The 13777-nt window shown below is 71.3% G+C and carries 14 protein-coding genes and 1 pseudogene; 6 read left to right on the top strand and 9 right to left on the bottom strand.

Going from position 1 to position 13777, the window contains the following annotated elements; translation table 11 throughout:
* Positions 1-599: methyltransferase domain-containing protein (locus AB0K17_RS26490; protein ID WP_365984483.1), on the bottom strand; the 599-nt coding region annotated here is incomplete at its 3' end.
* Between the two features lie 66 nt (positions 600-665).
* A complete protein-coding gene (locus AB0K17_RS26485; protein ID WP_365984482.1) occupies positions 666-1397 on the bottom strand; it encodes a hypothetical protein in 732 nt (243 codons plus the stop codon).
* 390 nt (positions 1398-1787) lie between these two features.
* Between AB0K17_RS26485 and AB0K17_RS26480 the strand changes: the two genes are divergently transcribed.
* Together AB0K17_RS26480 and AB0K17_RS26475 are read left to right on the top strand one after the other, a co-directional pair.
* Entirely contained in the window at positions 1788-3047 is a 1260-nt protein-coding gene (locus AB0K17_RS26480) for a family 2 encapsulin nanocompartment cargo protein terpene cyclase (RefSeq protein ID WP_365984481.1), read from the top strand.
* Between the two features lie 369 nt (positions 3048-3416).
* Positions 3417-3785, top strand: a complete 369-nt coding sequence (locus tag AB0K17_RS26475; RefSeq protein WP_365984485.1) for a pentapeptide repeat-containing protein — start codon at positions 3417-3419, stop codon at positions 3783-3785.
* 161 nt (positions 3786-3946) lie between these two features.
* On the opposite strand, the pseudogene AB0K17_RS26470 reads toward AB0K17_RS26475, so the two are convergent.
* The 5 genes and pseudogenes from AB0K17_RS26470 to AB0K17_RS26450 all read right to left on the bottom strand — a co-directional run.
* A pseudogene (locus AB0K17_RS26470) lies at positions 3947-4684 on the bottom strand (serine/threonine-protein kinase); the annotation flags it as partial.
* A 235-nt stretch (positions 4685-4919) separates the two neighbouring features.
* A complete protein-coding gene (locus AB0K17_RS26465; RefSeq protein WP_365984480.1) occupies positions 4920-5480 on the bottom strand; it encodes a CGNR zinc finger domain-containing protein in 561 nt (186 codons plus the stop codon).
* Between the two features lie 54 nt (positions 5481-5534).
* Positions 5535-5729 (bottom strand): hypothetical protein, encoded by a 195-nt coding sequence (locus AB0K17_RS26460; RefSeq protein ID WP_365984479.1) that lies wholly within the window; start codon positions 5727-5729, stop codon positions 5535-5537.
* 75 nt (positions 5730-5804) lie between these two features.
* On the bottom strand, positions 5805-6896 hold the full coding sequence (locus AB0K17_RS26455; RefSeq protein WP_365984478.1) for an alpha/beta hydrolase: 1092 nt from the start codon (positions 6894-6896) through the stop codon (positions 5805-5807).
* Positions 6897-7037: 141 nt separating this feature from the next.
* Positions 7038-7571, bottom strand: a complete 534-nt coding sequence (locus AB0K17_RS26450; RefSeq protein WP_365984477.1) for a hypothetical protein — start codon at positions 7569-7571, stop codon at positions 7038-7040.
* A 177-nt stretch (positions 7572-7748) separates the two neighbouring features.
* Here AB0K17_RS26450 and AB0K17_RS26445 point away from each other — a divergent pair, with 177 nt between their 5' ends.
* The 4 genes from AB0K17_RS26445 to AB0K17_RS26430 all read left to right on the top strand — a co-directional run bounded on the left by AB0K17_RS26445 (position 7749) and on the right by AB0K17_RS26430 (position 11869).
* Positions 7749-8156, top strand: a complete 408-nt coding sequence (locus tag AB0K17_RS26445; protein ID WP_365984476.1) for a peptidase inhibitor family I36 protein — start codon at positions 7749-7751, stop codon at positions 8154-8156.
* 30 nt (positions 8157-8186) lie between these two features.
* A complete protein-coding gene (locus AB0K17_RS26440; protein WP_365984475.1) occupies positions 8187-8636 on the top strand; it encodes a DUF523 domain-containing protein in 450 nt (149 codons plus the stop codon).
* A gap of 127 nt (positions 8637-8763) precedes the next feature.
* Entirely contained in the window at positions 8764-9171 is a 408-nt protein-coding gene (locus tag AB0K17_RS26435; protein WP_365984474.1) for a hypothetical protein, read from the top strand.
* A gap of 67 nt (positions 9172-9238) precedes the next feature.
* Positions 9239-11869 (top strand): DUF6185 family protein, encoded by a 2631-nt coding sequence (locus tag AB0K17_RS26430; RefSeq protein ID WP_365984473.1) that lies wholly within the window; start codon positions 9239-9241, stop codon positions 11867-11869.
* Positions 11870-11896: 27 nt separating this feature from the next.
* Here AB0K17_RS26430 and AB0K17_RS26425 read toward each other — a convergent pair whose 3' ends face one another.
* Positions 11897-12565, bottom strand: a complete 669-nt coding sequence (locus tag AB0K17_RS26425) for a response regulator transcription factor (protein WP_365984472.1) — start codon at positions 12563-12565, stop codon at positions 11897-11899.
* A complete protein-coding gene (locus AB0K17_RS26420) occupies positions 12562-13731 on the bottom strand; it encodes a sensor histidine kinase (protein WP_365984471.1) in 1170 nt (389 codons plus the stop codon). The genes AB0K17_RS26425 and AB0K17_RS26420 overlap by 4 nt, the downstream gene beginning before the upstream one ends.
* Between the last annotated feature and the right edge of the window lie 46 nt (positions 13732-13777).

The raw sequence follows: 13777 nt of genomic DNA, 5'->3' as shown, positions 1-13777 counted from the left end.
GAGCAGCCGGTGATGACGACGTAGCGGCCGCCGAAGGCGAGCTGGCGGGCGTGTTCGGCGAACAGGTCGTGCAGGTCGACGTACATGGTGGACTCGTTGTTCCAGATGCCCTGGAACGCGCCGGTGGGCAGGCCGGTGTCGAGCATGTTGCGGAAGTGGTAGCGCACCTTGGTGTCCACGCCGCGCTTGCGGGCCTGTTCGTTGGCGAAGTCGACCTGGGCCTGGGAGATGGACACCCCGTCCACCTCGCAGCCGAAGCGGGCGTTGGCCATGATGCTCGAACCACCCCGGCCGCAGCCGGCGTCCAGCAGACGGTCACCGGGCTGAATGGGGCCGAGGTGGTCGAGCAGGACGTCGGCCTGGGCCGACTCCAGGCGGTGCAGCTCCTCGATGATGCGCGCGTCCCGGGTCTCCTCGGGACCCTCCAGGACGGACGGGTCGTACTCGCCCAGCCCGTAGTGGTGGTGATAGAGACCGTCGACGTCACCGAGAGAGAGGTTGACGGGGTCCTTCTCGTTGTTCCAGTACTCGGCGACCGCCTTCTGGTAGGCGGTGCGCAGGACGTGCGCGTGGGCGGGGGCGTCAGGGGTGGTGGTCATGGTGGGAGCTCCTTATGACGTACCGGTGGGTCCAGGACGTGGCGTGGTTCAGGGGGGACGAGCGGGTCAGCCGCCGGTGGGGCAGCCGACCTCGACGTTCTCCAGGACGCCCAGCGCGTCGGGCACGAGAACGGCGGCCGAGTAGTAGGTGCCGACCAGGTAGGACACGATCGCCTGGTTGCTGATGCCCATGAAGCACACGTTCAGCCCGGGCTCGTACTCGTCCGGGATGCCGGTCCGCCGCAGCCCGATCACGCCCTCGGCGTCCTCGCCGGTGCGCATCGCCAGGATCGAGGTGGTGCCCTGGTACTCGCGCGGCGCGAGCTCGTAGTCGACGAACGTGCCCGGCAGCGTGGGCTCCCCGGTGTGGCCGGAGGACAGCGCGATGTCCGCCTCGCCGCGCCGGTTCTGCGGGCGCCCGCCCTCGGCGCGGCGGGCTCGCACGTGCGCGCGCAGGGGCTCGCTGCGCCCGGCCACCTCGTCGTCCGCGAAGCCGCGCAGCAGCGGCAGCTCGCCCAGTTCGGCCGGGACGACGGAGACCGCCGCCCCTTGCTGCACGAAGGTCACCCGTCCGTCGCCGACCGTGCAGACCAGGCGCCGGTCGACGCGGTACGTCCCGTCGGCGGCCTCCACCCAGGGCAGCGTCCGCAGCAGCCAGCGGGAGCTGATGCCCTGCATCTGCGGAACGCTCCCGGTCGTGGTCGCGAGGTTGCGCGCGGCGGCGGTGCCGAGGCTCAACTGTGCGGCGGTGCTCGGTTGTTCGCGCTCCGGGCCGTCCGGCGTCACCGCGGTCGTCATCGCTGGTCCTCTCCACGGTAGTTGGGGGGCGCCGTGCCGAGCACAGCCTCGATGCAGGCCGGACGACCTGCCGCGGAACTGCGCGCCGCAAGTGAAGCAGCGCGTCACGGGGGCGGGCGAGGTGGCCGGAAGGCATCCCTCCTGTTTTCGCCACCCGCCGCGCCCGCCGCGCACCGCGAATACCGTGTTCAGCCCAGGGTGGTGCCCGCAAAGATCGGATATCCGCGCTCCTGAGGACGGCCGGAACCGCGCGAACTGACCCTTGCCGCCCGAGCCCCTGTACGAAGATCACCCCGGGCGAAGGCGCACGTCAGGGCGCGCGCCCCGGGGGCGGGCGACCTTGTGCCGCTCCGCCGGCGACTGCTATCCCTTCGGCGAGGACAGCGTGAAATGAAGCCCCCTTGGACGGAGTTGTGGATGACGTCATCAATCCCCGGCACTACCGACACGCGCGGACTGGTGGCGCGGCTGCTGTCCGGTCCGACCGGGATCGGGACCGACTCCCTGCGCTTCGCGCCTGCCGTCACCCCGGTGCCGGCGGTGGAGCCGGCGGCGGTTTCGGCCGCTGCGCAGCCGCAGCTCTCCGTCCCTCACCCCTCCGTCCCTCAGCCCTCCGTGCCTCAGCCTTCCGTTCCTCACCCCTCCGTGCCACCATCCCCCGCGCCACCGTCCTCCTCGCAGCGGATCGAGGGGCTCTACTGCCCGCCGGCCGTCCGTGACGACCGCGCGCTGGCCGACGAGGTCAACGACCGACTCGTCGAGTGGGCCGAGAAGGAGGTGGGCCTCTACCCGGAGACCGAGCTGCGGGAGGCGCTCGTCGGCTTCGACGCAGGACGGTCGGTGGTCCTGTGCCACCCGGACGCGCCCGGCATCGATCACCTCATGGCCGCCGCACGCCTGCTGATCGGCGAGAACGCCGTGGACGACTACTTCTGCGAGGTGCAGTACGGCGGCACGGCGGACCGCCGCGGCGCGGCGCTGGCCGTGGCCCAGTCGGCGATCGACCCCGCCCACAACACCCCGCGCTACGAGGCGGACTGGCGGACCGGGCTGGAATCGCACCCCGCCCTGCGCTCGATGCGGTCGGCCATGGACTACTTCTACGCCCTGGCCACCCCGGCACAGGCGCACCGCTTCCGGCACGACATCGTCAACCTCTACCTCGGGTACAACGCCGAGGGCGACTGCATCAGCCAGGAGCGCACGCCTGCGGTGTGGGAGTACCTGGTGCAGCGGCAGTTCAACAGCTTCCGTCCGTGTCTGACCCTCACCGACTCCATCGGCGGCTACGAGCTGCCCGCGCACGTCTTCGCCGAGCCGGCGGTCCAGCGGGCCGTCGCCCTGTCCGCCAACGCCTCGACCATCTGCAACGACCTGTATTCGCTGCGCAAGGAGCAGGCCAGCGGGCGCTTCCACTACAGCCTGCCCACCGTGATCGCCGCCGAGGAGGAGTGCTCCATCGAGGACGCCTTCCAGAAGGCGATCGCGGTCCACAACGAGATCGTCCACCTCTTCGAGGAGCAGGCCGCCCTGCTCGCCGCCACCAATCCGCTCGTCGCCCGTTTCGTGGCCGGACTGTCGAACTGGATGAGCGGCAATCACGAGTGGCACGCGGGCAACGTCGGCACCCGGTACGCGACCTCTCCCTGACAGCACCGTGCGGTTCTGCTCGGCTCGGCTCGCCGGAAGAGCTACTTCCGTTCCGCGCACACGTAGGTGCTCGTGGCGATCCAGAGCTGGTTCGTCTGCTGCGGGCAGCTGCCCCATGGGGCGGCGACGGTCGTACGGATGGGTGCCGTGCGGACCTTGTACTCGCCGGCGCGCGACCAGCACGGCACCTTGATCCAGTCCTGTTTGTCGCGGTGGAGACAGTCGCCGGCCTTGGCCGACGCCGCGGAGCCGTGCAGGTAGTGGCTGACCCAGCCGGAGAAGCCCGAGTTGAAGGCGTACAGCAGGAGGGCGACGACCAGGGCGGCTGCTCCGTAGCCCCAGTTCCGGGCGGAGGAGTCGTTCGAGGCCGTGGACGTCGCGGGTGCGGACTTCACGGGCGTGGACTTCACGGGCGTGGACTTCGCAGGTGTGGACTTCACAGGCGTGGACTTCGAGGCCGCGGGCTTCGGGGGCGCGGACTTCGCGGGTCTCGCGGGCGAGGGCGTCGGGCGTTTGCGTGGGGGCCGCTCCACGATGCCGTCACCGATCAGGTTCAGCGCGTCGCCCTTCCGCTGGACGGTGAGGGTCGTGGGGTGGCGGGGCTCGAGCCGCAGCACGCGGGAGACGCTGCCCAGGTGGCCCGCGTTGACCCGGAGGGTGCGGGCGGAGGTGGTCCCGGTCCGGAAGACGGTGGTCGCGCTGTCGGCGACCCAGCCGAGGTGGTCCACTCCGAGGTAGAGGTGGACCGGTTCTCCGCACCGGTTGGTGACCTTCAGCGTCGCCTTGCCGGCGGATTCCTCGGCGGCCGGGGAGGCGGGGACGATTTCGGTGGGAGTTCTTTGCTGCGGCGTCTGCTGCTTCGGCTGCTTGCCGCTCGTCTTGAGCAGGGCCACTGCCTCGGCCATCGTCGGCCGGGCCTTCGGGTCCTTGGCCAGGAGCGCGGATATCAGGGGCTCGAGGCGGCCGGCGCGGCGCATCGGCGGGGCCTCGTCGTAGCGGACGGCGTGGGCGGAGGCCACCCAGGAGTCGCGCAGGAACGGCGAGACGCCCTCCACGGCCTCGTACAGCGTCACCCCCAGCGAGAACAGGTCGCTGCTCGCCTTGCCGGGCTGGCCCGCGGCGCGCTCGGGGGCGAGGTAGGGCGCCGAGCCGATCACGACCCCGGTCGAGGTGATGCCGGTGCCGGACTCGGGGGCGGCGATGCCGAAGTCGCCGAGCAGGACCTGGTCGTCCTCGGTGACCATGACGTTCGCGGGCTTGACGTCGCGGTGCACGATGCCGAGCCGGTGGGCGGCGTCGAGCGCGGCGAGCAGGGCCGTGGCGACCCGTCTGGTTTCGGAGACCGTCAAGGGGCCGGACCTCAGGCGATCTTGGAGTGTGCCGCCGGCGACCAGCTGCATCACGATCCAGGGAATGTCGCGCTCGACGACCACATCGTGAACGGTGACGATGTTCGGGTGGTCGCGCAGCCGGACGGCGCTGAGCGCCTCCAGCTCGGCGCGTTTGAGGAGCGCGGCCCGCTGTTCGGGCGGCATGGGCCCGGTGAGCCAGAGCTCCTTGACCGCGACATCGGTCTGCAGACGGGCGTCGTACGCCTTCCAGACGCGGCCCATGCCGCCCGAGGCGATCGCCTGCACCAACTGGTAGCGGCCACCGATGACGTCGCCCGCCTGTGCCCCCTGTGTCACTGTGCCCCCGCTCACCGTGAATGTGTGCGGCGAGAATATAGCCGGGGGCGCTGCTTCAGCCCGGGGGGAAACAGCACCTGACGGCAGCCGGGGCGTTCGCAACAGCAGTGCCTCGACAGGCCGTTGGGCCGTGAAGGGCGCGGCCGGAGGCGGGTGGGCCCGGCCTCCCGGCGCTGACCGCTCCTCAGGGCGCCGGGGTGGGCATGGTCTTCTTGCGGGCACGGTAGGCGGCTGCCTTGATTTTGTTGCCGCAGGACTCCATGCCGCACCACTGGCGGCGCTTGCCCCGCGAGCGGTCGATGTAGGTGCGGGTGCACTCCGGGTTGCCGCATTCCTTGAGCAGGGGCACGTCCGTCCCGCTCAGGAGCTCGATGGCGTGCCTCGCCACCATGGAGAGGGCCTCCTCCGGTGTGGCCTGCGTCCATCGCCCGGACGGGGTGAGCTGCGGCGCCGCGGGGGGCTTGCGGGCCGCGTTGTTCACCACTGCCAGGGCCGCCCTGTCGTACTCCTCGCCGAGCCGACGGGCGGTCACCAGTTGGTAGACGGCCTCCCGTACGGTCGTCGCCTGCTCGACATCGGCCTGTCGGGCGGGAGAGACCGCGTCGACGAGGCCGGACTCCACGTACCAGGCGTTCAGCCTGTCGGGCGTCGTGAACATCTCGAAGCGCACGGAGCGGCGTGCTCGCAGGGTTGCGGCGAAGTCGAGTGCCGGGTTTCCGCACACGAAGACATGGTCGAGATTCACATCACCATTCTGGCAGGTGACGGCAAGGTGCGGCAAGATCCGCCGCCTGCGCGGTCACAGGCCGAGGTCGACGGCGAGGCAGGAGAAGGACGTCCACGATCTCTCGGGGTCGTGGGCGTGACGTGCCGGGTCGTTCGTCGTGACGGCCTTCTCCTCGACCATGTCCTCGTAGCGTATGCGCGCGGGCAGCCGGCCGAATCGTGCCCGGCGTACCGCCGCGGCGCCGTCCGTGGTGTCCCTGTTTTCCATGGGTGAGCTCCGTTCGGTGTCGGTTCGGTGTCGGTTCGGTCTCCGGCTATGACGTGTTCGGTTTCGGCTTCGGCTTCAGAAGTGGTCCACGTCGACGACGGCCCGGGCGAAGGCGGTGGGCGCCTCCTGGGGCAGGTTGTGCCCGATCCCCGGCAGGGTGCGGTGTTCGTACGGGCCCGTGAACCTGTCCCGGTAGGAGGAACCGTTGCCGGCCGGTGTGAAGGGGTCCCGTTCGGCGTCGAGGGTGAGGGCGGGCACCTCGATGAGCGGCCTCGCGGCCAGCCGCTTCTCCAGTGCGTCGTAGCGGCGCTCGCCGTCGGCGAGGCCGAGCCGCCAGCGGTAGTTGTGAATGACGACGGCCGCGTAGTCGGGGTTGTCGAAGGCTGCTGCGGTGCGCTCGAAGGTGGCGTCGTCGAAGTCCCACGTCGGGGAGACGGTGTCCCAGACGAGCCTGGTCAGATCGTGCCGCAGGGTCTTGTCCTCCATGGCGAGCCGGCCCCGCTCGGTGGAGAAGTAGTACTGGTACCACCAGGCGTATTCGACGCGGGCGCCCAGCGGCTCCAGGTTCGCCCGGCGGTCGGTGACGAGGTATCCGCCCGCCGAGACCAGCGCCTTGCAGCGTTCGGGCCACAGCGCGGCGACGATGCCGGCCGTGCGCGAGCCCCAGTCGAAGCCGGCCAGCACGGCCTTGTCGATGTGCAGGGCGTCCATCAGGGCGATGAGATCGAGGGCGAGGGCCGACTGCTGGGCGTTGCGGAACGTCCGCTCGGAGAGGAATCGCGTCGTACCGTGGCCGCGCAGGTACGGGACGATCACCCGGTAGCCCTCCTCGGCCAGCAGCGGGGCGACGTCGACGTAGCTGTGGATGTCGTACGGCCAGCCGTGCAGGCAGACGACCACGGGGCCGTGGGCGGGGCCGAGTTCGGCGTAGCCGACGTCCAGCAGACCGGCCCTGATCTGCTTCACCTGCGGAAAGGCACTGGTGAAGGTACTGGTGGGTGCCCCTGGGGCCGCCGCGGGGGCGGTCGGTGCGGCGGTTGCGGTCTGCGGTCGCTGCAGGCCGGCTCCGGCCAGGGACACGGCGGTCGCCCCCGCTCCGAGCCCGAGGGCCCTGCCGAAGCTGCGTCTGCTGACGCTGCGTCTGGTGAAACCACGACTGTCGATCATGCGAATCACTCCGTGCGTTCGTGTGCACCGGCTTCTGCGGGATCGACTCTCGCACAGAGAGCATCACCAGTCCAGCAGGTGACGCACGTTCGCGTCACGGTGGCCGGCCGGCCGCACGCCGACCGGGCCGGCCCCCGCCTTTCAGGACGTAGCGCTCCGTATCTCGCGGGACAGGTCGATCAGTTCACCGGCGAAGAGATCGACGACGCGCTTGCGGAACTCCTCGGGCGTCAGCCGTAGGGGAACGTCGTCTCCGACCCGGCCGACGATGACGCCCGACGGCGCCTCCGCCTTGGCCTCGTCCTCCTCGTCGGTGGTGTCGAGGGTGCCGGCGAGCGCGCCGGCGACCGCGGAACGGGCCGACTTGGCCACGCTGAGGTCGTCCAGGGCGAAACCGATGTAGGCGGCGATCAGCGTGCCGGAGTCGTCGACGACGCGGATCCCCTTCGGGATGCCGTTGCCCCCGCGTGCGGTGAGCGTGACGATGCCGGACTCCGCGCCGGTCAGGGAGAGCACCGCCCGGGTCGTCCGCAGGTCGGCGAGCGCGTCGTCCGACTCCTTCCCCGCCAGGCGTTCCGCCGCACGACGGCCCTGGGCACCCCCTTCCGCCGCCCTGCGGTCGGCTTCCGCGCCTTCCGCCTCGCGGATTCCGGGCACCTGATGCTTCTTTGTCATGACGACCACCCCTCCCGCTCGCTCCCCGGCGTGCCCGTGTCGCCTACCCCGGCATCGGGCGGCAATGCGGCCCGCGCGGTGGGCAGGGCACCTCCCCCGCGCGGCGCACTCCCCCTCCAAGGGTGAAGCTCGGAAGACGACTTGGCGCCCGGCGCCTTCTCCTCGATCCTTGACACTATGAGAAACACCTTGCGTGCCCTGCTGGTTGCCGTGGCCACCGCGGTCGCCCTCCCGCTGCCGGCCCCCGCGGCGCACGCCGCCGACGGGTACGACCGCTGCCCTGCCGGCTACTACTGCATGTTCTCGGGCCTCGACGGCACCGGAGACATGATCAAGCTGCGGGGGAGCACACCGGACCTGTCCGCGCTCGGCATGAACGACCGGGCCAAGTCGGACTGGAACCGGACCTCTTCGACCATCCACCTGTGGTCCGACGTCAACTACAGCGGCTGCACCGCCGTCACGTCCGCCGGGCCGACCGGCAAGGGCAACTTCTTCCCGGCCTACCGGGACTACTTCAGCTCTGTCCAGTTCGACGGTCCGGGCGGGCAGAGCTGCGGCACACCACCCGGCGAGGGGCGCTGACCCGCGCGCCCCGGTGGCTACCCTGGTGGCATGGAAGCCATGCTGGTCAGCGCGTGTCTGCGCGGGGTGCCGTGCCGGTTCGACGGGAAGCACAAGGCCTCGCCGGAGGTCGAGGACTTCGTGGCCGGTCGCACAGTCGTGCCGTTCTGCCCGGAGGTCGCGGGCGGGCTGGTGACACCGCGGCGGCCCGCGGAGCTGGTGGGTGGTGACGGGTACGACGTCCTCGACGGGACGGCGCGCGTCGTCGAGGACACCGGGCGGGACGTGACGGCGGAGTTCCTCGACGGCGCGCGCCGTGCACTGGCGGCGGCGCGGAACGGCGGCTGTACCGAGGCGCTGCTGATGCCGCGCAGTCCCTCCTGCGGACGCGGCGCGGTGTACGACGGGTCGTTCGCCGGGAGGCTGGTGCCGGGGGACGGGGTCACGGCGGCGCTGCTCCAGCGGAACGGGATCGCCGTGCGTCCCGCGCCCGGGGTGTGACGCGGTCCCCCGACCGGCTCGGGCCGCTGCATTGCACACAGTCACGATTTCCAGCAGGCTGGAAGAGCACGGCCGGTTGAATTGCACCCCTTCCTGCGCATATTTACGCTGCTAATGCCCGCCGAATATGCCGTCAAGGAGTGAGATCACGGGAAACCCGACAATCTCTCCTGACCGGGCGCTTCCCTCCTTCGAGGAAGCCGAAGGCCTGGGACCGCAGGACAGCCCGTTCGTCCGCGACCTGGTGGCCGTGCTCGAGAAGCACGGGAACCTCGACAGATTCGGCCTGTGCCTGCTGCACGACCACTTCCCCGTCGCCGACGACGAGGTGCTGGTCGAAACGCACGACGTCGCCGCACGCACCCTGAGCATCACCGTCGAGAAGGCCGTGAGCACCGGCCACACCAAGCCCTCCCAGTGGCACTTCGTCAAAACCGGTGGAACTGGCGGCGAGCCCGAGGGCCAGGCCTGCCAGGTGATCCTGCAGTGCACTCCCGTCAGCGGCTGCCCCGGTAGTACGGGCACCGCCTCGTGAGACCCTCCCGGGCGCCGTACGACGGCAGGCGGCACGGCCCGCACCGCACAGGCCGGCACACGCCGCCGTGACCACCGGCGCCCGGGCCCATCGAAGACGGCGGACCGGACGCTGCCACGGCCCTGCGCGGCGGGGAGCGTGGCTGCGCTGCGCGCTGCTGCTCGCCTGCCTGATCTGCTGGTGGGGCGGTCTGTCCGGTGCGTCGTCGGCCGCCGGGGCCGTTCGGGCCCCGGCGGCCGACGACTGCCACACGACGCAGCTGGCCGCCACCCACACGCAGGTCCGGCTGCGGCTGGAGAACCGGGCCCGGACCGTGCCCCAGGCCACGGGGCTGATGACGGTACGGGTGCCGGCCGGCTGGATGTACGCCGACGACCTGCTGCTGGGCGAAGAATCCGAGGACTACCGGCATGCGATGCGCTGCCTGCTGCGCGGGCCGACCACCATGCAGCGCCCGGAGGAGTGGCGCCCGCACGGTCCGCGGGTGCAGGCCGGAACGTCGTGGGTGGAAGTCCGCTACGAGACGCTCTTCCGCTTCCACGCCGGCGGACACTTCTTCATCGGCCCCTGGGCGATGGACGTCGGCAACAGTACCTGGGGCCTGCAGCTCGCCGTCCCGCCCGCCCTCACAGCCGCCTACTGGGACCGGGTCGAGATCGACCTCGGCGGCCTCGGTACCGCCGCCGTCACCCCCAAACCGGCGACCGCAGGAAGTGGGCACCTGGTGTGGACAGGGTTGCACGGCTCGGCCGGCCACGCCCCGGTGGTGACGGTGAAGGTGACCCCTCCCTGGCAACGGGCCTGGACGGCCATCAACACGAACAGTGAACCCTGGCTGGTCGCCAACGCCGCCGGCATGACCACGTGGTGGGTGGGCACCTCGATCGTCCTGGTCCTGGCCGCCCTGCGCGCCCTCCGTCAGCCCGCCGGACCGCAGCTCAGCGACCTGGAACACAGCAGCAGCACCGCCCTGTGGCGGTGGGGTGTGCTCAAGGCCGCTCTGGGCGTGATGATCCTGCTGCTGTACAAGGTAATCGTCGACGCCGTCCACGCCGCCGTCAGCCGGCCCCCCGGCTGGCTCGGCTTCACCATGCGCTGGCCGGTGCTCATCGGCGCGGTGGCCGGGTGGCTCCTGGTCGTCACGGCACGCCCGAAGAGGTCTGTGCTGGTGGCCTCCTCGGCGGTCGCGGCGGTCGCCGTCGCGGTGACCGTGACACCGCCCCTGCTCGGGCTGGCCCCGCAGATGACCGTTCCCCGTCACCCGTCCGACACAAGCGGATTCGTCGTGCTGGTGGTGCTGGACGCAGCCCTCCAATGGCTGTGGCTGGTGGGCTTCGTCGTATGGGCCTGGCACCTCGCGCACCAGGGCGGCCTGCTGCCTCCGTCGGCCCGCCCCTGGCGACTGCGCCGGCTCGGCCCCGCGCTGGTGGCGTTGATCGCGCTGCTTCAGGTGTGGGCGGTCTGGGTCCTGGAACGCAAGTGGCAGCGCACCACCTGGCTCGCCGCTCACAATGTGGCCTCCTACCACACTCAGCACCTCGCGGCCCTCGACCGGGACGTGGCCTCCTACGCCGCGCAGATCCCCACCTGGTACTACACCCACACCTGGGTCCTGACCGGCCTGGCCATCGTGGCCCTGCTGCGGGCCAGGGACCTCGCCCCCGCCACGCCCTTCGCCAGCCCGGCACCACTGGACCGGCTCCTGCTGGCGGTGTTCTTCGCCGTCGTGGTCGCCTGGCGCCAGGGTTCCTACGCCGGCAGCCAGGCGTTCGCCGCGATCTGGCTCGTGCTCGACATCGCCGCGCTGTACGGCCTGCTCGCCGTTGGTCAGCGCCGCTCGGTGCTCACCCAGCATTTCGAGGGCTGCAGCGGCGACTGTTCCCCACAACTGTGCGAGACCATCACCGAAGCCGAGCGCGACGAGCTCATCGCCCGCGCCCGCCGCTACCGTGAACTGACCGCGGCCCTGCGCGCCATGGAGCAGCAGGGCGGCGAGGGCGCCCTCGGCCGGCACGCACTCGAGAAGGAACTCAGCCGGCTCCACCGCTGGCGCCCGACCTCCGACACCGATGCCGCACGCCCCTGGCTGCCGTTCCAGGTCACCGTCGTCGACGTCGCCCTGAGCTGGGGGCCGCACGCCAAATGGTGGGACAACGCCCGCCATGCCGCCGTCCTCGCGGCCGCGTTCGGCCTCCCGGGCAGCATTCTCATGGTCTGGATGGCCTACTCGCCCGAGCCCCAATGGGAGCAGCGGGGCGTGTACCTCTTCGGCGCCCCCGAGATGCTCTTCATGTTCGTCTACTGGGAGTTGGTCTGGGCCGGTGCGGGCCTGGTCCTCGGAGCACTGTGGCGCCTGCTGCCGGGCCGTCGCGGGCCCGCCCGGGCGTACGCGCTGACGGTCGCCTATACCCTGCTCATCGCCCTGGGCATCGTCGGCAGCCTCATCACCAATCAGGAGATCGGCAACGTCGCCGTGGCCATCTCCCTCATGCTCCTGGTGCTCACCCTCACCAGCCTGGCGATGGATGCGGACACCTTCCGCTCCGAACGCCGTTTCTGGCCCAACCGCATGGCGCTCCTGTTGTCCATCTACCAGATCCGCAGCTTCTCGGCGCAGGTGGCCTACATCCTGATGCAGCTTGTTGCCGTCCTGACCATTCTCAAGTTCTTCGCCGGAGGCGAGATCCGCTTCAAGTGATCGGCCGGTCCGTTCGTACGGGTCCCGTCAGCCGGTCGGGGTGACCAGCCCCGCCTCGTAGGCGGTGATCACGAGTTGGACGCGGTCCCGGGCGCCCAGTTTGGCCAGCAGCCGGGAGACGTGGGACTTGGCGGTGGCCACGGTGATGAAGAGGTCCTGTGCGATCTCGGTGTTCGACCGGCCGCGGCCGACCAGGGTCAGCACTTCCCGTTCGCGTTCGGTGATGCCCTCGACCGGTCGTGGGGAGCGCTGCGCGGCACCGGTGGGTTCGGGGCGCGCGGCGAAGTCCGCGATCAGACGGCGCGTCACGCCCGGGGCGATCAGTGCGTCGCCGGCGGCGACCACGCGGATCGCCGCGAGGATGTCGTCCAGCGCCATGTCCTTGACCACGAAGCCGCTCGCGCCGGCCCGGAGCGCGCCGTGGACGTGGTCGTCCTCGTCGAAGGTGGTCAGGACCAGGACGCGGGCGCTCGCCGGGCCGGCCGTGATGCGGCGGGTGGCCTCGATGCCGTCCATGCCGGGCATGCGGATGTCCATCACCACGACGTCGGGGTCGACCTCGCCGACCAGCCGGACCGCCTCCTCGCCGGTGGCGGCCTCGCCGACGACCTCCAGGTCGGGGTGGTCGGCCATGATCACGCGCAGGCCCGACCGTACGAGCGGCTGGTCGTCGGCCAGCAGGACACGGACGGTCATCGGGTGGCCTCCGCCGGAACGCCGACGGGTGCGGGCAGCGGCAGCCGGGCCGCCACCCGGAAGCCGCCCTCGGGACGCGGGCCGGCGCTGAGGTGACCGCCGAGCAGGCCGACGCGCTCGCGCATGCCGACGATGCCGAAGCCGTGGGCCGGGCCGTTCCCCGTGGCACCGTGCCCGTCGTCGACGACCTCCACGGACAGCTCCTCGCCCCCGTGGTCGACGCTCACCCGGCACTGCCCGGTGCCCGCGTGGCGGACCACGTTGGTCAGCGCCTCCTGCACGATGCGGTAGGCGGCAAGGTCGATGTCGGCGGGCAGCGGACGCTGCTCCCCGCTGCGGTGCACCTCGACGCGGACTCCCGCGTCGGCCGTCGCCGCCACCAGCCGCTCGATGTCGGCCAGCCCCGGCGCGGGTGCGAGCGGCGACCGCCCCGAGGCGGCCGTCGCCGCGTCCGCCTGACGCAGCGACACCAGGGTGCGGCGAAGACCCGACAGGGTCTGCCTGCTGGTGGCCTCGATGACGCGCAGGGCCTCGCGGGCCTCCGCCGGCTGGGTGTCGATGACCCGGCTGCCCACGCCGGCCTGGATGGCGACGATGCCGATGCTGTGCGCGACCATGTCGTGCAGCTCCCGTGCGATCCGCAGCCGTTCGGCGGTCACGGCCTCGGCTGTCTCCTGTGCACGCAGTGCCACCGCGTGCTCGCGGCGCTCGCGAGCGAGCAGACCGGCCGTGCAGGACGCGGCCATCGCCAGGAGGGCGATCATCTCGTTGACGGTCAGGGCGTCCCCGTGCGCGAAGACGGCGATCACCAGGAGCTGTACGACGAAGGACACGGCCACGGCGGCGATCGAGGCCCGCCGTGCGCAGGTGGCGACGACGAAGCCCAGGACGAGGTCCACCGCCAGGTACGACAGGAACCGGCCCCCCGAATCAGGCTGAACGGAGCTCGGTGCGCCGGCCACCACGGCGGTGGATCCGAGGAGCGCCACGGTCAGCGCCGCCAGCGGCGCCCGTCGTACCGCTCCGAGGAGCAGGCTCGCGGCCAGCAGTGCCCCGACACCGTGGACCGTGCCCGACGCCCGCGGCGCGCCTGTCACCAGCAGGCCCACCGCAAGGAGGTAGGTGACGGCCCCCGCCCAGGCCACGGTCTTCGTTCTCGTGTTCACGCCGGGAGACTAACCGGCCGCCCTCCACACGGCATCGGCCCGGGGA

The sequence above is a fragment of the Streptomyces sp. NPDC049585 genome (assembly GCF_040675615.1).
Lineage (GTDB): Bacteria > Actinomycetota > Actinomycetes > Streptomycetales > Streptomycetaceae > Streptomyces > Streptomyces luteosporeus.
Note: the sequence above shows the minus strand (reverse complement) of the source record. Positions and strands in the feature narration are given on the sequence as shown.